Below are 21,166 nucleotides of genomic sequence, written 5' to 3' on the forward strand. Positions count from 1 at the left end.
ACTTAGGTATACATTTTATGCCTCTCCATCTCCGTAAAGGCGGATTTTTCAGCCTCGCAAAGCGGACAGCGGAACGTCTCCGGAAGGGCTTCGAAGAGTGTGCCAGGTGCTACCCCTCCCGGTTCGTCACCTGTCTTCTCATCGTAAACGCTTAAACAAAACGTGCACTGAAAAACCGTGTCCAGCGTATCGATGTCCGCCCCACTTACAGGCTCAATGTGGTTGTGGTGAATAGCTGAAACGATCTGATCCTGGTAGTAAAGGCAGAGTTCAGCTAAAACCTCGGCTAATGCAGCTGTAGTTACGTCTTTCCGGTAGCAGACGGTATTTTTGGAATTTGGATTAAAATCGGCCGTATGCAGAATATCAAAGCGTTCTTCTGTTCCATCCAACACGTGTGTCCTCTTTAAGATTACTGAACCGAAAAGACCGGCCTTCGGATTCATCTTAATGGCGAAGCAGAGATCCCCGGTAGACAAGTCTTCCTCATCGAATGCTTTAGCTAAGGCGAGCTTTAAATGCAAACCGGGCTCGCATAGATCTTCAATTTGCCAGTTAAGTTCACTAGTCGCATGTCGTGTGCGTATCCCGTGCTTCAAAATCAGAAATTTCCATTGTTCGTGGTCGGCCGCCGTAATTCCTTTAATCAATAAAGATCTCCATGGGGTAGTATATAGCTGGCCTATTCTGGTTTGGACGCACATAGCGCAGACATCTTTCAGAAAGCCGATAGAAAAATGTTCATTTCTGCGGTAAATGCCCAGCCAATATTTATCTCCATACCGGTTGAACCCTTCGTAGCAGGGAATTTGAAAAGAAGGCAGCTTGAGCGCAGAAGAAGGCAATTGCCTGATGGAACCACTAAGGGGAGACACATTCTCCTCCAGAAAATGATCATCTGCAGCGTTAACACCATGACGAAGGGCGGGGCTCTCCAGAATTGCGCTTTCGATTCGTTTACTCATTTCGGATATGTCTTCCGAATATATAAGGGAAGACCAACAGTATATCTGATTGGTTTTCGGGAAGCGAACATACATATACCAGTAATTACTTACCTCAGATGAGATGAAGTTAATATTGCCTGTAAAAAATGGAATAAACGTTTGACTGCTGTCTACCAGGTTAATTTTCAGAGTCGGTGTGAAAGAAAAAGAATCAAGTATGTCTTTATAGACACCCTCACGGAGCCAGCCAGTGCTGTCAAATATGTCCTCACTAACATAGGAGCTGATCATGTTCGGGTGGTTGTTAGCATTCACCTCGTAAACGGTATCTGAAACAAAAAAATGATGCTCAAGGTCTTCCAGCTGATCTTCGTCAATTTCAAAATAGAGCTGTTGCCTGTTTCCAAAGGAGATCGAAGAGGCACCCGCCGATTCTGCCCCACGAAGGATACTCTGAAGATCTCCAGTGGATACAATCCCACCAGGAAGATTGATCTTGATAGTTATTTTGCTCATATATTCGATTTAAGAAGTCATCGTTTCTTCCGCTCTTACCTGTTCAAACAGGCGTTTGACTTCAGGCCTGCAGGACCCGCAACCCGTTCCCGCGCCGGTAACAGAGCAAAGTTCCGCAAAGTCCAGACAGCCCGAATCCATTTGTTTAGTGATGTTCCCACTGCCGACATTGTTGCAGCTGCATACCAGTTTTCCAAGAACAGGTTCGGCCGTCTTGCCACTCCTCAATAGCGTAAGACGCTTTTCGCTGAGCTCCGTTTGATTAGCGATCAGTTCTCTGAACTCCTGAAATTCGCTTTTATCACCTATCAAAATCGTTCCGACCAGTCGGTCCTGATGCACAATGCATTTTTTATAATAGCGTTTAGCTTTATCGATAAACACGATCTCTTCATATTGCGGGTCGTCAGGACACTCCGGAATACCGATGCTGCAAAGGTCGAAACCATGGATTTTGATAATATTCATGAATATGCTGCCTCTATAATAGCTGCCAATGTCCCCATTGATATATCCCGACACTATTTCTGCCTGCTGTTCTGCTGCGGATGTTATGCCGTAAAGGATTCCCTTGAACTCCGCGATCTCGCCAACCGCAAAAATCGACGGATCGCTCGTCTGCAAGCGCTCATTTACCACTACACCACGTTTGCAGTCTAATCCGCAGCTCTTCGCCAGCTCCATGTTTGGTGTGGTCCCAATGGCAATAATCATCGCATCACAATTGATCTTCCTGCCACTTTTCAGTCCGATACCGCTTAGCTTGGACCGGCCATAATAGACCTGTACCTCGTCATTATAGAAAATATCGCAGCCCTGTTCAGAAATTTCCTCATGCAAAAGCTGGCTGCCCAAAGGATCGAGCTGACGGTTTAAGAAACGGGAGACACGCTGCACAATGGTGATGTTAACACCCGTCCCGCGCAAGGACGCTGCCATCTCCAAACCCAGAAGTCCGCCGCCCACGATAACCACATGAGCCTTTGCCGGGATGTATTTTTTGAAATTATCAGCGTCAGTTCGGTTTCTCATACTGAAAATACCGGATAGCGAAGGTACATGCTTCGGCATAGTCGCACGGCTCCCTGTAGCCATGATCAGCACATCATAGGCCGTCTTATTTCCCCTCGAATCGGTAACGTATTTCTCCTCCCGGTTGATGTTTTCGACGCTGACACCTCTTAACAAACGGATATTATACTCCGGCTCCTCTTCGTCTGTCATTTTTACGAGTTGTTCCCAACGCTGTTCGCCGCTTATATAATCTGGCAGCATTACGCGGTTATAAAAAGGAGAGTCCTCCTTGCTAAACACGGTTATGCAGTCTTCTTTGTTTATTTCACGATGTGATCGGACGAAGCCATAGGCACCCGCGCCAGCGCCGATAATAACGATGTTCTGAGGTGCTTTACTCAGCTTTTCGACACGTACTGCGCAATACTTGAAGTCCGGCTCCTTAGAAACAGGGTCCAGTAGCGTACTTGTAATATTATTCGTTCGGTTCAGGTCATTTCCGAGTATCTTACCCCAATGCATGGGCAGGAACACCACGCCCTGCTTAATCGTTGTTGTTATTCTTGCTTTAACCTGTACCTCTCCGCGGCGGGACCTGACCATGCTTACGTGCCCATCTTGAATGCCAAGCGCCATCGCATCAGCGGGGTGTATTTCCAGGTAAGCGTCTTTCGTATGCTGCTTCAACTTACTCACCTTGCCAGTTTTGGTCATGGTATGCCAGTGGTCACGAACCCTTCCTGTAGTCAGGATCAAGGGATACCCGGAGTCTGGCATTTCGCTGCTTAACTGATCTGAGGGACTATGGATCATCGCTTTCCGGGAAGGCGTATAAAACAGCTTATTGCTGAACAGGCGGGGGGTACCGGTATTGGTCTTTTTGTTGAAAGGCCATTGAACAGTTTTATGGTCATCTATAAGCGAATAGCTGAGCCCGTCGATATTCAGGTTGGTTTGTCTCGTAAGCCTGGTGTGTTCCTTGTAGATGTCCTCCATACACGAATAGCTGAATCCCTTGAAACCCATTTTATTCGCAAAGCGACAAATGATTTCCGCGTCAGGTAAGGCTTCGCCAGGAGGATCCACAATTTTTTGAAGATGACTGATACGTCTTTCTGAGTTCGTCATGGTGCCTTCTTTTTCAGTCCAGGCCGCCGCGGGGAGAATAACGTCCGCAAAAGCCAGGCTTTCCGCCTTGTCGCTGATGTCCTGAACAACGACATATTTCGCCTTCTTCAACGCTTTCTCGACGAAGCGCGAGTTCGGAAGACTGGTCAAGGGGTTGGTGCAGATAATCCAGATGGCTTTAAGTCGGCCGTCGTGCAGCGCTTCAAACATCTCCGTCGCGGTTAGTCCGGCCTTATCCGATATACATGTCCCTCCCCAAAATTTCTGTATTTCAGCACGATGGGCGGCGTTGTTAAGGTCCCGGTGCGCCGGCAGCAAGTTAGCCAGGCCGCCAACCTCCCGGCCGCCCATGGCGTTAGGTTGGCCTGTTAACGAAAATGGACCGGAGCCCGGCTTTCCGATATGTCCGGTGATAAGGTTTAGGTTAATGAGGCTGAGATTCTTGCTTACCCCGATAGAACTCTGGTTCAGGCCCATAGTCCACATGGTCAGGAAACCCTTCGCCGATGCGATATAAGTAGCAGCCAGAAGGATATCACTCTCGGCGACACCGCATATCGCGGCGGACTGAGCCAGTGTTTTTTCGCATACAAGCTCTTTATATTTGTCGAACCCCTCAGTATGCTGACTAATAAAATCTGTATCAATATGGCCGGTTTCAATAAGGACCCGTCCAATAGCATAGTTTAGCGTGATGTCGGTTCCGGGATTGATCTGAAGGTGCAGATCGGCGATGGAACAGCTGTCAGTGGCCCTGGGGTCAACAAGAATGATCCTGACATGAGGATTCGCTGCTTTGTGGGCTTCTACACGCCTCCATAATATCGGGTGGCACCAGGCCGGATTAGCACCGGTAACCAACAGGCAGTCTGAGAGCTCAATGTCATCGTAACATATCGGAACGGAGTCTTCGCCTAGCGCCATTTTGTAGGCCGTTACCGCACTGCTCATACAGAGCCTGGAATTGGTATCTATATTATTGCTGCCAATGAAACCCTTTATCAACTTATTAATAACGTAGTATTCTTCCGTGAGGCATTGTCCAGAAGCGTAAAAAGCTACCGAGTCAGGTCCGTATTTATCAATCAGGGTGCTAAAAACCGCTGCGGTGCGGGTCAAAGCAGTATCCCAGCTCACCCTTTGAACAGGCATATTTCGGTTATACCTCATTTGAGGATAAAGCAAGCGGTCGCTCTTGTCGTTAACCGTGTATTGAAGGTTCAATCCCTTGCTACAGAGCATGCCCCGGTTAACTGGATGTTCTTTGTCTCCTTCTACAGAAACGGTATTATTTCGCTCAACCGTTACTTTCACACCACAGCCCACACCGCAATAACAGCAGGTACTGGTAAAACTTTTGCCTCTTTCACTTTGCATTATTAGTTGTTTTAACGGTTAAACCTGCTGAAGCTCCGCTTGCGGCACATCGACCTCTGCTGTCTGAGGGCTTCTAAACCTGGTGACGAAGACCAGCAGGCCGATAATGGCCACGCCGATGCCGATATAATGAAAAGCATCTGCGTAAGTAAGATTTTCTGATTTAAAAAGAAATCCAACGAGCATCGCACCGAGGTTTCCACCTGCGCCGACAATCCCGCTAACTGTTCCGATAGCGTCCTTATTGATGAAAGGCACGATGCCGTATGTGCTGCCGTTGGCCATTTTGAGAAATAGCGCAAAAAGCAGCATGGCCAGAATGGCCATGCCGAGCGTTTGTGACTGAGCAAAGAGGCTTATTCCAATGCCTTCCAACAGCAGCAGGCCTCCAAGCAGCAAGCCTTTACCTCTCAGCCCGTAGCTCTCACCAACTTTGTCGCTCACATAGCCGCCAAGAGCGCGTGCAAAGATGTTCATGCCGCCGAATATGCTGGCCATGGCCCCAGCCATGATCATTGAGGCGCCAAACTTATCCGTAAAGTATGTCGCTGCTACGTTATCTACGGTTATCTCTATGCCGAAACACGCTGCGTAAGCTAGTGCGAGCACCCATGTACGATAATCTTTCAGTGCTGTTAAGAACGTTCCTTTTTTGCTGGCTCCGGCTGTCCGGCTGATATCCTTAAAGTTTCCGGCTGGCGTATCCTGTGTGTACTTATAGTAGATAATAGCCATGATCAGCAAGATTACCCCTGGAACCACCATTGCCAGGCGCCAGGAGTCGGCCTGACTCACAAAACCTAATCCGGCAAAGCCGGCAGCAACCAAGGGCATCACCAGATTCGTGACGCCGCCCCCGAGATTTCCCCACCCTCCGGTGACAGCATTTGCTGTCCCGACTATTTTAGGCGCAAACATCATGGATGTGTGGAATTGGGTGATGACAAATGATGCCCCGATGATGCCAATCACAAATCTGAAGATCAAGAAGCTTTCGTAACTGTTAGCCAGACCTATACACATTACGGGAATGGATCCAGCCGCGAGTAGTATGGTATAGGATAGACGGGGTCCAAGGGTGTCGCAGAGCTTGCCGATGATAAGTCTCGCCACAATCGTTGCCGAAACAGAGGCGATGATAATATTTCCGATCTGGTCTTTACTCAGATGCAGTTGCTCTCGTATCAAAGGCATTAGGGGCGCAACACCAAACCATCCGAAAAAACAAAAGAAGAAAGTCAGCCAGGTGATATGAAAAGTTCTCATTTGAACGCCCCGGGTCTTAAAGATGTTTAGGTGCTGTAGCGGTTTAAGATTATTTGTCATATCCAAAGTGTTATTTTTTTGATAGATTATTTGATTTTTTCTTCTTGTTAGCCTGGATGTGGTGTAAATATATCATTTATCACTAAAATAGTGGATAAAACTGACTGTTAATAGATATTTATATGATAAATATAATAATTGTCTGGTATTATAGTGTTAATAGAAGGTGTTAAATAAGTATATAGTGGTTGTGTGAGTGATTTTTTTAGATATATATCGTTTTTTTTGTCGGCTATATTGAATTTAGGGTCGACTTTTTATGGAAATATTTGATTTTTACGTGAATTTTTCTGTAATCCATGATTTATTGGAGTAAAATCGACCGGTTTCAACTATTTTGAAAATCCGGTTTAACTCGAATTGTGGACTAACCAAGCTCGTATCATCGTCAATACTGTGAGCAACCAACGCCGTACCAAGGTCGTATCTGCTTCGCTTCTGGTTCGCATTTTCTCGAAGCTGGTACGAAGCTGGTACGACGTTGGTACGACGCAGATCCGGAGTCGGTAGATTCGAAATACAAGGGTGGTATCAACATGATGTATCATCAGACCAGCCTGATGCTAAACCTTGTGCCTATATGGTATTTTTCACAGATTAGGCCGAAAACGACAGGAATCTATCGAAGTAAACAGAAATTTAGGGTATTAAAGGCTCTGAAAAGGATAAAATTCAATTAGATCTCCGTTGAGCAGAGATGGGCTATTATGTGGCTGTAAGGCGAGGCCGTCAGCGAAGACACCTGCGGTTATATCACCCGAACCGTTGAAAGGTAAAATCTGGAGACCCGCCATTTCAGAATGAAGGCGGACGGGGAAAAACTCAGTAAGGGGGTGTTTTTTAAGGCGATTATTGAGTATGGGAAGCTTATAGGAGGGCCTGCTTTCGAAACCAGTGCTTTTAAATAGAAAAGACTCCACAAAGATGGTGAAGGTAGTAAGGCAAGAGAGCGGGTTTCCCGGCAACGCAAAAACTAATTTGCCTTCCGAGGTTTGCCCTATCCATAAGGGCTTGCCGGGCCGGATGGCGACTTTATGAAAGATTTCCCTTACTCCCAGGTTCTTTAGTATGGCTGGGACATAGTCTGCATCTCCTGCGGATACACCGCCATTAATAATGGTAATGTCCGATGTGATGGCCTCGGAAAGAGCTTCTTCCAGGGCCTTCATCTCATCTGCGACGTGACGGGAGAACGTTGGTGTAATCTGCCACTTTTTTAGCAGAGATTTCAGCAGAAACTGATTGCTGTTGCGTATCTGAAATGCCGTGACTTCACCGGGAAGTGGAACCACCTCATCACCTGTGGTGACTATAGAAACTGATGGTAGGGTGTAAACCGGAACCTGGTGATTTCCGGTAGCAGCAAGTATGCTGATTACCTGGGCGTTGCAGCGCAAAGGAGCCTTTACGAGCAATTGGTCTTTTTTGGCATCTTCGCCTTCTCTCGATATGTTTTGATAATTCCTTATATCATCTGCAAGCAATTCAACTCCCTGGTCAAACTCATTTGTGTCTTCCCTCCGGATAATTGCATCGGCTACCGGAGGGGTCGCTGCTCCGGTCATGATCTTGTAACAGTAACCAGAAGTAATCTGGCTTTTGGAAGTCTGCCCGGCCAAAATGGTTTCTGCGATCCTGAATTTCCGAATCCCTTTCTGCCAGTCGCTATACATAATGGCATAACCATCCATTGCCGCCCGATTAAAAGGCGGGTAATTACGGTCGGCGATGATATCTCTGGACAGAATTCTGCCGTCAGCTTCTTCCAGGGCGACAAGTTCGTGGTCGAAGCCTGTTACCAGTGAGGAGATGAGGCTAAGGGCGTGGTCAAGACTTATCATGTTAGTGCCCTCCGCCTTTCATCATCTTTCGGGCATGAAAAATAGCAGGTAAGATTGCCTCCATAGATTCTTTTGCTCCCGAAGTGCTACCGGGTAGGGTAACGATCAGGGTTTGTGCGATGGAACCGGCAACGGCGCGACTCATCATTGCCAGGGGAGTACGCATCTGTCCGTAGTTTCTGATCGCTTCGGTGATACCGTCGGCATCTCGTTCCAGGATCTCACTAACGGCTTCAACAGTGTTATCACGCGGACCGAGTCCCGTTCCGCCCGTCGTGAAAATAAAATGTACGTCGTCGGCCACCCATTTCTTTATTTGTTTTTGAATCTGATCTTTTTGATCGGGGACAATCTGGTAGTCAACAACGCTTGCATTAATATCTTCGAGCATTCGCCGTATTAGCGTGCCGCTTTTATCCTCGCGCTTACCTTCAGAAGTTGAATCGGAACATACCAGCACGGCGCAGGTAGGAGAGCTGGAGAAATATTTTTTCCGGTCGCTTTTGCCACCGGTCTTCTTTAATAGCTTAATATGGCCTATCTCCAGTGCGGTGTCTACGGGCTTGAGCATGTCGTAAATCTCAAGAGCAGCAACGGAAACTGCTGTTAGCATCTCCATTTCGATGCCTGTTCTGCCTATAGACTTCGCTTCGCCAAGGATAACGATGCCACTTTTTTCAAATGTTGTCTTATCAAAGAATTCAGCGTGTTTCTCTTCCGAGAGGAAGCTGAATTGGATATCCATGCCGTCGATACCTACGGGATGGCAATGGGGCAGCAATTGAGGTGTTAGTTTGGCTCCGATAAATCCAGCTGCCCGGGCTACGTCAAAAAGGTTACCCTTGGGTAGCTGTTCATTTTGGATAAGACGGATCGTCCCGGCTGAGCAGAATATGACTGATATTGCCCTCGCGGACCGGAGTGTTATTTGCTTGCTGGTTATATCACGCATATGCAAATATTATGATTTTTATCATACAGTGTTTGATTAATATACGGCAGAAACGGTTTTGGGCGCTTTTTAGTAAAGTAGTTGTTCTTGTCGTCAATGTCTACTACCTCTGCATTTTCTTTTATCGGGTAGTTGCCCTGGATATATCTTATTATGCCTTTTTCGTCAAGAGTTGATGTTCTCATTGGATTACACAAGGTTTTACAACTAAGATAACTTATTCAACAGGCTTTTGAAAACCGGTTCAACATTATTTCCGGGATATGCTGTTAAGGTGTTGAGGCGATGGCTGCGTATCGTTTCGAGCTGGCTTGTGGGGGAAGAATGCACGTTGAATAAAACTTTCTTGCTTTTCCGGACTTTATTAGTTTATGGAAAACAACGAAGAAAAAGCGAAAGCGCAACATAGCACAGGCAAGCATCCGGAGCCATCTGAGAATGTGCAGGATGATATTGAAACGGTGACTCCGGATACGGAGAACGGTGGACTAGAGGATGTTAATAAGCATGAAAGTAAGGATAAAGCCGAGCAGGTACCGGAACAGGACGATAGGCCTTCAGGTGCTTCTGATAATGCGGATGAGCGGGACAGTGAGCAGCAGATTAGCGATGACCAGGATGGTGAAGAACAAGGAACAGAGCAGCACACTGATGTAGAGAATAAACGTGAGCAAGAGGTAACAGACGAACAGGATAGTGCTCAGCAGGGCAATGACCAGGCGGATAGCGATCAATCTGGTGACGGGGATGCGCGCGGCGGTGTGGAGACGGTTAGTCCATAACGCAAAGTTGTCATGATCTGTGTTATCCAAACGTATTAGGATAGATCAAATCAATATATTTGATCAAATAGTTTTACGATGGATGAAACGCCGAAACGTTTTGATCGGATTATTGCGATCCTTATTCAGCTGCAGTCACGCAGAATCATTAAAGCGCAGGACCTGGCAGAGCGCTTCGAGGTTAGCCTGCGCACGATTTATCGAGATATAAGAACGCTGGAAGCGTCGGGAGTGCCTATCTGCAGTGAGGCCGGTGTGGGTTATTCTCTGATGGAAGGTTACCGTCTTCCTCCCGTGATGTTTAGCAGAGAGGAAGCAACCAGCTTCATCGCGGCGGAGAAATTGATGCAGAAGTTTAGCGATAAAGAGATGGGCAAGCACTATGAGTCGGCGGCATTTAAGCTAAAGGCCGTACTCAGAAGTGCCGATAAAGATTGGGTTTCAAACATTGAGTCGAGCGTGATGATGCAGCCTGCTTCGACGCTTTTTAATGAGAACGCCCCTGATGCACTGGCGGTTCTTTTCCGAAGTATCGCCGGGAAAAAGCAGACGAGGCTAACTTACAAGGCATTTGAAGCTGAAGAGGCGACCGAGCGCAACATCGAGCCGGTGGGTATTTTTCATGATCACGACAATTGGTATGTATTAGCCTTCTGTCACCTGCGCAAAGATTACAGGCAGTTCAGAACGGACAGAATACAGCGTATACGCTGCACGGATGAGTGGTTTACGCGCGAGCATCAGCCCTTAGAGACCTACCTGAAGAATGACGCAGAAAAAGTTCCCACCACCAGAGTCAGGATACAGGTGGATGTCAAGATTAAAAGGTTCATGGACTTTGAAAAGAAGTACCACGGCTTTGTGGAAGAGCGAGTATCGGGTAGTCAGGTAGAGATGACCTTTCTCTCCAGGAATCTCGATGAGGGCTTTGCCCGCTGGTACCTGACCTTCGGAGATTATGCCACCATCATTGAGCCGGATTATCTGAGAGAAAAGGTTTTGGTTTTGATAGAGAGAATGCAGTCCAAACTATTGAAAGACCATCAGGGTTAGCTCCTGATGGCCTGTTAATATAATTATCTTTCCCAAAAAAACGGAGGTGCTATACCTAGCGCCCTCAGATACACGTAGCCCTGTCCACGATGATGAACTTCATTGTCGATGAAATAAAGGACGTTTTGAATGACAGGAAACTCATATTCTCCGAACAAATTAAACGTCTTGCTGAAATCTTCCACTTTTAGCTGGCTCCAGTATTCATTAATCTCCGAAGTTGCCTTATCCCATTTCTCCAGATATTCCGCTTTTGTAGTTGCCTTCGTGCTGTCTTCCTGGTAAGGCTGAACCTCCTGTTTAACTATTCCTTTTATGCCCGGTGCTCCAATGGCGAGCAGTTCAGCGGTAAGCTCTGCAAACGTCCTCATCCCGGCGATAGAGAATTCGAAAAACTCCTTTTCCGGAAATGCTTCGATCACACGGCGGGTTAAGTTACGATGTCCCTGCCAATGGTTCAGTAACTCTTCCTGGCTGATTACCTGCTTGTTCTCCTGAGTGATTTCTTGTGCTGTAGTGTTCATGACTTATCGTTTTTAAGTTTATGATGTAAAGGTAGAGCGGGGGTGTGACAACAGTTTGTCAGCAGCAGATACAACCGATTAAAAAAATTATGAATTCCCCAGAATCCGTTCGTTTTAGCGATTTAAACCGCTAAATATTACCTTTGATGAACTATGCCTGTAATCGGATTAGCTGAAGATGACTTAAAAATAGCCGGACTTGTAAAAAAAGGCCTGGAAGAAAGTGGCTACACAGTGGTCGCGGTTTCTAATGGGGAAGATGCATTAGCGATTTTCCGTACCGAGCAAACTGATCTTGTCATACTCGACATTATGATGCCCGGGTTAAATGGCATTGAAGTCTGCAAACGTCTGCGGGATAGTCAGCGCGAACTTCCAATATTGATGTTGACAGCCTTGGGTTCACTGGACGACAAGTTAACCGGGTTTAATAGTGGTGCAGATGATTACCTTTTGAAGCCCTTCCACTTCAAAGAGCTGCTTGTAAGGATCGAAGCGCTTCTAAGAAGGAGTCATGCTCCGGTGTTCGCTGATGAGTCAGCTCTGCAATTTGAGGATCTAACCCTGGATACGATCAGTAAAGAGGTGTACAGAGCCGGGACATTGATCAGCCTCACAGCGAAAGAGCTTTCGCTGTTGGAGCTATTTCTAAAACATCCTAACCGACTACTGTCACGGCAGTTTATTGCCGAGCACGCGTGGGATATTAATTTTGACACCGGAACCAACGTCATCGATGTTTATGTGAACTTTCTTCGAAATAAGATAGAGAAAGGGTTCAGTCGGAAGTTGATTCACACCAGGATTAATATGGGCTATATCCTGAAGTGAAACTATGAAAATCAAAGACCGTCTGGCACTCTATTTTACTCTTACCAGTACTTTGACACTTCTGGTAGTTCTGTTTGCGATTTATTTTACCTTCCTGAAGTTTATGGAGTCTGACTTCTTCGACAGGCTGACTGATCGGACGATGGTGACTGCAAAGCTTTATCTGGAAGCCGATGAGATATCAGCAGCAGCCCTGGCCAAGGCCAGAGGCCAGTACCTGGAGACGCTTAATGGTGAACGAATACGAATTTATAACTCAGAGAACAGACCTGTTTTTATTGACGATGGTGAAAGGTATTGGAGTGCCCAGGTCATCGAAAGAGTACGCAAGGCAAAAAAGCTTAAGTTTAAGGATGGAGAGAATCAGGTGGTGGGGATTTTCTACAAAGATAACCAGGGTGATTTCGTAATTATCGCTTCGGCAACGGACAGTAGCACGTTCTATCGACTTGGAAAGTTGAAGGATGTGATGATGTTCGTTTTTGTGATCATCTTTATCGGATTATTGCTGTCAGCCCGTTGGATGGCAGACCGAATTCTTAAACCTTTAGATCTGTTCATAGATGAGGTTAAACAAATCAAATCGAGCAATCTTCATTTCAGAGTGCAGGAAGGAGACAATAAGGATGAAATTAAACTGCTTGCATCGAATTTCAACAAGTTAATGGAGCACCTCGAACAGGCATTTGTACTACAGAAGACATTTATCGCCAATGCATCACACGAGCTGCGTACACCCGTCACAAGTATGATGATAGGAGCGGAGATTGTCCTTTCGAAGGAAAGGAACAATGAGGAATACAAGCATGCTCTTGCCTCCATTATGGAAGATGCCGAAAAAATGGATAGTATCATCAAAGAGTTGGTTAACCTTGCTCAGGCAGATGTCGAATATGGGTCGTCCAGACTGCAAGATGTCAATTTGAAAGAAATGCTTACCTCCATTGCTGAAGAATGGAAAAATGCTTCTTCAGCATCGGAACTGGAGCTTATATACCGCAATAGTCCAGATTCAGATGTAGTGTTGTCAGCGAATCCGACTTTGCTGAAGATAGCCATCAATAACATTATATCCAATGCGTTTAAGTTTTCTGATCAGGGCAAGGTTTCGTGTTTGTTAACTTCGGACAGCGACACTGTCACCATCGAAGTGGATGATAACGGGCCCGGAATAAGTGAGGTGGATCAAGCACTTATTTTCGAACCCTTCTATACCTCGGCAAAGAAGCCGGAACATACGGGAACCGGAATGGGATTGTTTATGGCTCGAAAAATAGTCCAATTGTTTAAAGGTACTATTACTTTTCGGTCTTCACATGACCACGGAAGCACCTTCATTATCCGGTTTCCTACATTTTAATCCGGTTTTAATTTCGCTTTAATTCCTGTTTAATGCGCTGAAGATAGCTTTGGCGTAAATGAAAATACGATCGTTAATCATCGGTATCCTCCTGATAAACGTTGCGGCCTCTTCTTTCGCACAGGATACATTGAGTTTAAGTTTGGCTCAGGCGGAGCAAATGTTTCTGGCGAAGAACGCCCGGCTCATTGCCCAGAAATATGAAACCGAAGAGGCTAAAGCGGCGATTATCACGGCCAGATTGTTCGACAATCCCGAATTGAGTTACGAAAACCTGTTCTATAATCATGAGACGGGAAGATTTCTGGAGACTTCCATGGCTACGGGACAGTATAATGCTTCCATAACTCAGATAATCAGGCTTGCCGGGAAACGCAATAAAAATATTCAGTTAGCGAAGACAGGTGCAGAGCTTGCTGAAAGTGCCTTTGCCGACCTCATGCGGACACTTCGGTATGAACTAAGAAGCACTTATTACAAAGCTTATTATACTCAATTATCCGTCGTCGTTTATGAACAGCAGGTAAGGTCGCTGCAAAAGCTTCTTAGCGCGTCTGAAAATCAATTGGAACGGGGGAATATAGCTCAAAAGGATATTATCCGGATCAAGTCGCGCCTATATAGCCTGATGGGCGAGTATGCATCTGTTCAGAACGAGCTTCAGCGTTCAAAGAGCGAACTGAAGCTGTTGGTCCGTTTGGAGCCGCGCCTGGAGCTTGTTTTAAATGGCGATAGAATCGATCCAGATGCTTTCAAACCCTGGGAGAAGTCTTATCCAGCTCTTTTGGATTCAGCAAAAGCGAACCGGGCAGACTTGCAACTGGCACGGACGGAGATGAAGCTCGCAGAAAATCTTTTATCCGTTCAAAAGTCAATGGCTGTTCCGGACATCGCGATATCATTAAGTTATGACCTCAAAGGCAATTATCCGGAGAAATATACAGGGCTGGGTATCAGTATGCCCATTCCGCTCTTCGACAGGAACCAGGGAGAGATAAGGAAGGCTAAGATAGGGATTGACGCATCAAAGTCTGGTTTGAACAGACGGGAAGAGATTGTTGCGAATGAACTCTATAACAGTTACCATACAGCACTGAAGACAGCAAAGCTGTACAGCAGTCTCGATACTACGTTCAGTCAAAGCTTCGAAAAACTAATGACCGGGGTAACCAATAGCTTTCAATCGAGAAACATCAGTTTAGTTGAATTTCTAGATTTCTACGATGCGTATAAGGAAACGGCAAGTCAGGTAAACAACCTGAAATACGAGCTGATGAACGCCAAAGAAACAATCAATTTCCACGCAGGCACAACAATTTTCAAATAGATCTCATGAACATACGAATAATAGTACTTAGCTCTTTGTGGTTCGCGGCGGTGGCTGTGACTGGTTGCAAAGAACCAGCTGATGCTCCTGTAGTCGAAAAGTTTGCCATCACAGACTCTTTGATCAGCCGGTTGCTTATAGACACGGTTCAACAGTCCAATAAAGTCAGCGATCTGATTTTCTCAGCGAGAATTACGGCGGAGGAGGAGCGCATGGCCGTGATCTTTCCGACAGTCAGCGGACGGGTAAACAATGTGTCCGTTAAGCTGGGTGATATCGTCTCGAAGGGTCAGGTACTCGCAACCATCACCAGTGCGGAAATGGCGGAATTCGATAAACAAGTTATTACAACTGCTGCCGAACTAAGGACCGCAGAACGAACTCTTCAGCAAGCAGAAGAGTTATTTAATAACGGCCTATCATCAGCAAGGGAATTGGAGGAAGTTAAAAATGATTTCCTGATCAAGCGGGCTGAAAACAAGAGTGCACAGGCAATACTGAAATTGTATGGGGGCGGCAGTACAGGTACATATTCCATTCATTCGCCCCTCAGGGGCTATGTTATTGAAAGGAATGTGAACTCGAATATGCAGCTTCGGGCCGATAATAACAATAGCCTGTTCACTGTCGCTGACTTGTCGCAAGTATCAGCTATCGTTAATATCTACGAATCTGATATTCCGCGGATCGGCGAGGGCGACGAAGTTAAAATTGCTATTCTATCCTATCCGGACAGGGAGTTTTCAGGGAAGATTGATAAGATCTATCATGTTCTCGACGGTGAAAGCAAGGTGATGAATGCCAGGGTTAGTATTGACAATCCGCAACTTCTCCTTAAGCCGGGTATGTTGGCAACGGTAAGTATCGCTGCTAAATCGGGAAATGACCTTCCTTTGGTTAATTCTCGAGGGATCATTTTTGATAACAATAGGAACTACGTTCTGGCTTTGAGCCCGTCCAATACGATCGAGATCAAAGAAGTGAAAGTAAACCGCAAGGCAAGAGGTAAAGCTTACATCAGCGAGGGTCTGATTGCAGGCGATCGGATTATCGCCTCCAAACAGGTGTTTCTCTTTGAGGCACTGAAAGACTAAGCTTTTTTCAATATCCAGATACGATGAATAAATTCATAAAAGCCATTATCGGCTTCGCGTTGAAAAACAAGTATTTTATATTTTTTGCCACATTCATGATGATACTGGCAGGTTACCTGAGTTTTAAACAAACCCCTATTGAAGCGTTCCCGGATGTGACTAATACCAACATCACCATTATTACGCAATGGCCCGGTAGAAGCGCTGAGGAGGTTGAGAAATTTGTCAGCAGACCCCTGGAAATAGCCATGAACCCCACTGAGAAGCGGACTAGTATCAGGTCGTCTTCCTTGTTTGGCTTGTCTATTGTGAAAGTGACGTTTGACGATGACGTAGATTATGCTTTTGCGCGGGTTCAGGTCAATAATCATCTGGATGAAGCGGATTTGCCTGAAAATATTCAGCCCGAGGTGCAGCCCCCGTACGGACCGACGGGAGAAATATTTCGTTATACGTTAAGTAGTGATCAGAAATCGGTAAGGGAGCTTAAGACATTACAGGACTGGGTTATCCAGAGGGAACTTTTATCCGTTCCGGGCATAGCGGATGTTGTCAGTTTTGGAGGTGAAGTGAAGACCTACCAAATAACGGTGGACCCGCAGAAAGCTATTCAGTATGGTGTAAGTGCGACAGAGCTCTTCGACGCTGTGTCGAAAAGCAATATTAACGTAGGAGGGGATGTCATTGTTCAGAGCGGACAGGCCTATGTAGTGAGAGGTATCGGCATCTTGAATGATATCGATGAGATCAGAAATGTTGTCGTAAATAACTTTAATGGAACACCTGTATATGTTAAGACAGTCGCTGATGTGGCGGAATCAGCTTTGCCCCGGCTTGGACAAGTGGGTCGCGATCATGATCCCGATGTTGTTGAGGGAATCGTGGTCATGCGTAAGGGCGGCAATCCCAGTGAGGTTATTGAACGTCTGAAGGATAAAATATCAGAAATCAATACAACGATACTACCCGGAGATGTACAGATAAATCCATTCTACGATCGGGAGGATCTGGTGAACTACGCGACCCATACGGTTATGGGCAATATGCTCGAGGGGATCGTCTTTGTGACACTCATTGTGTTTCTTTTTATGGCAGACTGGCGCACCACGCTAATCGTATCGATCATCATTCCGCTTGCCTTGCTATTCGCCTTTATTTGTTTGAAAATGAAGGGAATGTCGGCCAACCTCTTGTCCATGGGTGCCATCGATTTCGGGATTATTATTGATGGTGCGGTTGTCATGGTCGAAGGCATTTTCGTTGCGCTCGACCACAGGGCCAGGCAGGTTGGTATGCCCAAGTTCAATGCCATGAGCAAGCTGGGCATTATCAAGAAAGCATGTTTAGAGAATGGTAAAGGTATCTTCTTTGCCAAGCTTATCATCATAACCGGTTTGCTTCCTATTTTTACTTTTGAGAAGGTGGAAGGCAAGATGTTCTCACCACTTGCATGGACGTTAAGTTTCGCTTTGCTAGGTGCGTTATTGCTGACGTTTACGCTGGTTCCGGCCATGGCGAGTGTGCTCTTAAGGAAAAATGTCCGCGAAAAGCATAATGTATTTCTCGAATTCGTCATCCGGCATACCTTGAAAATCTATGATCGTTGTTTCAAACTGAGAAAGCTTGTTTTTGGGTTCTCAATTTTTTGCCTGCTGGCGGGAATTTTGAGCTTCAAGCTCCTTGGAACGGAGTTCCTGCCCACACTCGATGAAGGATCTATATATGTACGTGCTACAGGCCCACTGAGCATTTCACTGGATGAAACAAAGAAGCTCTCCAATGAAATGAGAAAAGTGTTTTTAGGCTTTGACGAGGTTAAGCAGGTGTTATCACAGACCGGACGGCCAAATGATGGTACAGACGCTACAGGCTTTTATAATATGGAATTTCATGTCGATATCCACCCAAGAAAGGAGTGGAAGCTTAAACAGACAAAGGAACAGCTGATCGGGCGTATGCAGGAAAGTTTAAAAGGATTTCCGGGGATAAGCCTTAATTTCTCCCAACCCATATCGGATAATGTTGAGGAAGCCGTTTCGGGAGTCAAGGGGTCGATAGTTGTTAAGCTGTTTGGGAATGATTTCCATGTAATTGAGCGCGAAGAGGAGAAGATTTACGATATCCTTAAAGATATTACGGGTATCGAAGATCTGGGTATATTGAGGAACCTTGGCCAGCCGGAGCTGCAGATCAACCTGAATCAAAAGAAGATGGCTCTTTATGGAATTACGACGGCGGATGCGAACGCAGTAATTGAAATGGCGATTGGGGGAAAAGCCGCTACGGAAATATTTGAGGGCGAGAGGAAATTCGATCTTATCATCCGTTATCCTGAAGAGTTCAGAAACGATGAAAATGCTATAGGCAAGCTCATGATTCCCACTATATCAGGTGGGAAAGTACCGCTGGGCGAGGTCTCAGAGATCATAAAGATAACCGGTCCCAGCATGATCTATAGAGATAAGCATGAGCGTTACGGTGCCATAAAATTCTCCATCCGAGGACGCGATATGGGAAGTGTTATTAGCGAAGCGCAGGCAAAAGTGAAAGAGCATATAAAATTGGATGATGGTTATAAGCTGGAGTGGGCCGGGGATTTCGAAAACCAGCAAAGGGCTTCAGCCAGATTGGTTCAGGCTGTCCCGGTAAGCCTCCTGCTGATCTTTCTCATCCTATTTGTTTTGTTTGGGAATATACGAGATTCATTGCTTGTACTTAACAACGTTCCGTTTGCAATGGTAGGCGGGATCCTCGCTCTGCTGGCAACGGGTATTAACTTTAATATCTCGGCGGGAATCGGTTTTATAGCGCTGTTTGGTATCTGCGTGCAGAATGGTGTGATACTGATCACCCGGTTCAAGACAAATATTGCAAACTTGAAATACCAGCCCGAATGGACTTTTATTGATGCCATCAGAGATGGATTGGAAACGAGGATACGCCCGGTAATTATGACTGCTCTTATGGCAGCTATAGGGTTGTTGCCTGCAGCACTGTCTACAGGGATCGGTTCTGAAGCATCTAAGCCTCTTGCGGTTGTTGTGATCGGGGGATTGATTACCAATACACTCTTTAATCTCTTCGTATATCCAACGATTGTATATTGGGTATACCGCCCGGGAAAACTGGAGGAGGCTAATTAACAAAAACAGCTTTCATCACGAGGTGAAAGCTGTTTTTTATTTGCATAGGGAAAGATCCAATTTGTCACTAGCTCTTTACAGAAACGCTTCACCGGTTTGTTCCAACGCGCAGATTTTTTCCTAAGTTAGTAATACACTTAATACACACTTAGATGAAAGTTTTATTAACCATCATTGCCGCGTACGCGGTGGGCAGCAGCTTTGCCTATGCCCAGCCGGACGAATCGAGAGAGTTTATCTACCTGTACTCCGATTCGATTATTTATGCGAAACGGATAGATCTCGAAAGGAACTATACAGGCTCTGTCTACCTGTGGGCGGACGCTAAACGCATCCACCCGGAACAGGTGAAGTTCTTTAACAACAATCGTGGCTTCTTTGCAAACGTGAAAGATTTGGACGTGATTGGGCGGACTCATTTCTCGGAACGTATCAGACAGGGGAAGATAAATTTGTTTGAGGCGGAAACGGTTAATTGGGATGCTTATGATGATAGGAGAGGTTATCACCGGCCTGCTGTAGTGGAAAGTAAAAACTATTATAACAAAGGATATGGATCTCTCAGAAAGGCTAATTACGTTAATCTGAGCATTGACCTGGCAGATAATCCCCGAAGTATGGCCTTTCTTAAAAAATACAGGTCTACACAGAGAACCCAGGTTGCTATGTACGTGGCCGCGGGGCTTTCTTTCCTATCAGGGGTTGCTATGACGATATCAAAAGGTGGCGAAGAACCCTGGGGGCCGAATAATCATGCGGATTTCCCATCGGGAAATTCCTCTTTTTCCCGTTTAGTTCCCGGATTGGCGCTGACAGGCGTCGGCCTTGGTCTTGCTACCGGCGGATATTTCATAGGCCCCTCGCGGACAAAGCAATTGAAACAAGCGGTGGATGCTTACAACGATTAACTGAAGCGTGAAATTCGCTTTTTAAAGATACCTGGCGACACTTGTATGATAATGGGAGTGACTAAAACAGTATAGGCTATTAAGTGTTCTTAGTGTAGAAACATCTGCAAAACAAACCGTTAATCTGAAAAACATGGATAGCATTAACAAGCAGCAACAGGAGAAAAATCATGAAGATCTCCATGGAGCCGAAGCGAAAGCCCGGATAAAGGACATGGCAAAAGACAGCTCATGTTTCTTTTGTACTGATTTAAAAAAAGGAGATGCTTTTGCTACCAGACCCATGTCCGTGCAGGACATAGATGAGGAGGGGAATTTATGGTTCCTTAGCGCGAGTGATAGTAATAAGAACCAGAAAATTTCTGTTGACCCCTCTGTTCAGTTGTTATTTCAGGGTTCGTCGTATTCTGAATTTCTGACGCTTTTCGGTTCTGCCCAAATCGTGCTGGATAAACAAAAGATAAAGGAACTCTGGAACCCCATATTGAAAACGTGGTTTACAGAGGGCGTTGATGACCCAAGAATCACTGCTCTCAAGATTGAGCCCCATAAAGGTTATTATTGGGACACCAAGCATGGTGCAGCTGTTTCGATGATTAAACAGGCTGCCGGAGCCATCATGGGGAAGACCCTTGATGATTCTATAGAAGGCAACATTAGGATTTAATAGTTCTCAGAATCTTATCCATCTTACGGCCTTTTGCTAATTCGTCTACTAACTTATCCAGGTATCTTACCTTTTGCGTTAGCGAATTTTCGATATCTTCGACACGATAACCGCAGATCAGGCCTGTTATCAGGTGGACATTGGGATTTAAGTTAGCTCGGTTGAAGAAGTCCTCGAAAGTGACATTTTTATCAATTAGATCGTTAACTGTCTGTTGGTCAAAGCCTGTTAGCCACTGTATGACTTGGAGCAGTTCATCCTTTGATCTTCCTTTTTTTTCCACTTTTGCCAGATACATAGGAAATACGGAAGAGAATTTCATTTTAGTCATCCTTTCATCATGATTGCTTGTGGTGTTCATACTAGGCGGTTTTAT

16 protein-coding genes are annotated in these 21,166 nt (G+C 45.7%); 9 read left to right on the forward strand and 7 right to left on the reverse strand.

From position 1 onward, the window contains the following. Positions 1 to 2 precede the first annotated feature (2 nt). The 5 genes from ACKI5J_RS10860 to moaCB all read right to left on the reverse strand — a co-directional run bounded on the left by ACKI5J_RS10860 (position 3) and on the right by moaCB (position 9,101). Entirely contained in the window at positions 3 to 1,463 is a 1,461-nt protein-coding gene (locus tag ACKI5J_RS10860; protein ID WP_407429376.1) for a rubredoxin, read from the reverse strand. Positions 1,464 to 1,472: 9 nt separating this feature from the next. Then, positions 1,473 to 4,982 carry a molybdopterin-dependent oxidoreductase gene (locus ACKI5J_RS10865; protein ID WP_407429378.1) on the reverse strand — a complete coding sequence of 1,170 codons (3,510 nt, stop codon included), beginning with the start codon at positions 4,980 to 4,982 and terminating at the stop codon, positions 1,473 to 1,475. Between the two features lie 18 nt (positions 4,983 to 5,000). Continuing rightward, complete coding sequence (locus tag ACKI5J_RS10870; RefSeq protein ID WP_407429380.1) at positions 5,001 to 6,308, reverse strand: NarK family nitrate/nitrite MFS transporter; 1,308 nt, start codon at positions 6,306 to 6,308, stop codon at positions 5,001 to 5,003. A 647-nt stretch (positions 6,309 to 6,955) separates the two neighbouring features. Next, a complete protein-coding gene (locus tag ACKI5J_RS10875) occupies positions 6,956 to 8,149 on the reverse strand; it encodes a molybdopterin molybdotransferase MoeA (protein WP_407429382.1) in 1,194 nt (397 codons plus the stop codon). Position 8,150: 1 nt separating this feature from the next. Next, the gene (gene moaCB / locus ACKI5J_RS10880; RefSeq protein ID WP_407429384.1) at positions 8,151 to 9,101 is read right to left on the reverse strand and encodes a bifunctional molybdenum cofactor biosynthesis protein MoaC/MoaB; all 951 of its coding nucleotides are present in this window, start codon (positions 9,099 to 9,101) and stop codon (positions 8,151 to 8,153) included. 371 nt (positions 9,102 to 9,472) lie between these two features. Here moaCB and ACKI5J_RS10885 point away from each other — a divergent pair, with 371 nt between their 5' ends. Continuing rightward, entirely contained in the window at positions 9,473 to 9,883 is a 411-nt protein-coding gene (locus ACKI5J_RS10885; protein WP_407429386.1) for a hypothetical protein, read from the forward strand. 78 nt (positions 9,884 to 9,961) lie between these two features. After that, positions 9,962 to 10,936 carry a helix-turn-helix transcriptional regulator gene (locus tag ACKI5J_RS10890; RefSeq protein ID WP_407429388.1) on the forward strand — a complete coding sequence of 325 codons (975 nt, stop codon included), beginning with the start codon at positions 9,962 to 9,964 and terminating at the stop codon, positions 10,934 to 10,936. Between the two features lie 23 nt (positions 10,937 to 10,959). Here the strand turns inward: ACKI5J_RS10890 and ACKI5J_RS10895 are convergent, their stop codons facing one another. Continuing rightward, positions 10,960 to 11,460 (reverse strand): DinB family protein, encoded by a 501-nt coding sequence (locus ACKI5J_RS10895; RefSeq protein WP_407429390.1) that lies wholly within the window; start codon positions 11,458 to 11,460, stop codon positions 10,960 to 10,962. A gap of 153 nt (positions 11,461 to 11,613) precedes the next feature. Here ACKI5J_RS10895 and ACKI5J_RS10900 point away from each other — a divergent pair, with 153 nt between their 5' ends. The 7 genes from ACKI5J_RS10900 (at position 11,614) to ACKI5J_RS10930 (ending at position 20,790) form a co-directional block, all read left to right on the forward strand. Next, positions 11,614 to 12,291, forward strand: a complete 678-nt coding sequence (locus ACKI5J_RS10900; RefSeq protein WP_407429392.1) for a response regulator transcription factor — start codon at positions 11,614 to 11,616, stop codon at positions 12,289 to 12,291. Between the two features lie 4 nt (positions 12,292 to 12,295). Continuing rightward, positions 12,296 to 13,651, forward strand: a complete 1,356-nt coding sequence (locus tag ACKI5J_RS10905) for a sensor histidine kinase (RefSeq protein ID WP_407429394.1) — start codon at positions 12,296 to 12,298, stop codon at positions 13,649 to 13,651. 58 nt (positions 13,652 to 13,709) lie between these two features. Next, positions 13,710 to 14,978, forward strand: coding sequence for a TolC family protein (locus ACKI5J_RS10910; protein WP_407429396.1), 1,269 nt, complete (start codon positions 13,710 to 13,712; stop codon positions 14,976 to 14,978). 5 nt (positions 14,979 to 14,983) lie between these two features. Next, positions 14,984 to 16,072, forward strand: coding sequence for an efflux RND transporter periplasmic adaptor subunit (locus ACKI5J_RS10915; protein ID WP_407429398.1), 1,089 nt, complete (start codon positions 14,984 to 14,986; stop codon positions 16,070 to 16,072). Between the two features lie 23 nt (positions 16,073 to 16,095). Then, entirely contained in the window at positions 16,096 to 19,215 is a 3,120-nt protein-coding gene (locus tag ACKI5J_RS10920) for an efflux RND transporter permease subunit (RefSeq protein WP_407429400.1), read from the forward strand. A gap of 152 nt (positions 19,216 to 19,367) precedes the next feature. Further along, on the forward strand, positions 19,368 to 20,123 hold the full coding sequence (locus ACKI5J_RS10925; protein WP_407429402.1) for a hypothetical protein: 756 nt from the start codon (positions 19,368 to 19,370) through the stop codon (positions 20,121 to 20,123). 133 nt (positions 20,124 to 20,256) lie between these two features. Continuing rightward, a complete protein-coding gene (locus ACKI5J_RS10930; RefSeq protein WP_407429404.1) occupies positions 20,257 to 20,790 on the forward strand; it encodes a pyridoxamine 5'-phosphate oxidase family protein in 534 nt (177 codons plus the stop codon). Here ACKI5J_RS10930 and ACKI5J_RS10935 read toward each other — a convergent pair. Further along, a complete protein-coding gene (locus ACKI5J_RS10935) occupies positions 20,780 to 21,151 on the reverse strand; it encodes a DUF2200 domain-containing protein (protein WP_407429406.1) in 372 nt (123 codons plus the stop codon). The genes ACKI5J_RS10930 and ACKI5J_RS10935 overlap by 11 nt on opposite strands. Between the last annotated feature and the right edge of the window lie 15 nt (positions 21,152 to 21,166).

The sequence above is a fragment of the Arcticibacter sp. genome (assembly GCF_045629565.1).
Classification (GTDB): domain Bacteria; phylum Bacteroidota; class Bacteroidia; order Sphingobacteriales; family Sphingobacteriaceae; genus Arcticibacter.

Bases quoted from the DNA above. Each gene is read 5' to 3' on its own strand.
- moaCB (WP_407429384.1), bottom strand. From the start codon at position 9,101: ATGCGTGATATAACCAGCAAGCAAATAACACTCCGGTCCGCGAGGGCA.
- ACKI5J_RS10870 (WP_407429380.1), bottom strand. From the start codon at position 6,308: ATGACAAATAATCTTAAACCGCTACAGCACCTAAACATCTTTAAGACC.
- ACKI5J_RS10930 (WP_407429404.1), top strand. From the start codon at position 20,257: ATGGATAGCATTAACAAGCAGCAACAGGAGAAAAATCATGAAGATCTC.
- ACKI5J_RS10875 (WP_407429382.1), bottom strand. From the start codon at position 8,149: ATGATAAGTCTTGACCACGCCCTTAGCCTCATCTCCTCACTGGTAACA.
- ACKI5J_RS10885 (WP_407429386.1), top strand. From the start codon at position 9,473: ATGGAAAACAACGAAGAAAAAGCGAAAGCGCAACATAGCACAGGCAAG.
- ACKI5J_RS10915 (WP_407429398.1), top strand. From the start codon at position 14,984: ATGAACATACGAATAATAGTACTTAGCTCTTTGTGGTTCGCGGCGGTG.
- ACKI5J_RS10860 (WP_407429376.1), bottom strand. From the start codon at position 1,463: ATGAGCAAAATAACTATCAAGATCAATCTTCCTGGTGGGATTGTATCC.
- ACKI5J_RS10890 (WP_407429388.1), top strand. From the start codon at position 9,962: ATGGATGAAACGCCGAAACGTTTTGATCGGATTATTGCGATCCTTATT.
- ACKI5J_RS10895 (WP_407429390.1), bottom strand. From the start codon at position 11,460: ATGAACACTACAGCACAAGAAATCACTCAGGAGAACAAGCAGGTAATC.
- ACKI5J_RS10900 (WP_407429392.1), top strand. From the start codon at position 11,614: ATGCCTGTAATCGGATTAGCTGAAGATGACTTAAAAATAGCCGGACTT.
- ACKI5J_RS10935 (WP_407429406.1), bottom strand. From the start codon at position 21,151: ATGAACACCACAAGCAATCATGATGAAAGGATGACTAAAATGAAATTC.
- ACKI5J_RS10905 (WP_407429394.1), top strand. From the start codon at position 12,296: ATGAAAATCAAAGACCGTCTGGCACTCTATTTTACTCTTACCAGTACT.
- ACKI5J_RS10865 (WP_407429378.1), bottom strand. From the start codon at position 4,982: ATGCAAAGTGAAAGAGGCAAAAGTTTTACCAGTACCTGCTGTTATTGC.
- ACKI5J_RS10920 (WP_407429400.1), top strand. From the start codon at position 16,096: ATGAATAAATTCATAAAAGCCATTATCGGCTTCGCGTTGAAAAACAAG.
- ACKI5J_RS10910 (WP_407429396.1), top strand. From the start codon at position 13,710: ATGAAAATACGATCGTTAATCATCGGTATCCTCCTGATAAACGTTGCG.
- ACKI5J_RS10925 (WP_407429402.1), top strand. From the start codon at position 19,368: ATGAAAGTTTTATTAACCATCATTGCCGCGTACGCGGTGGGCAGCAGC.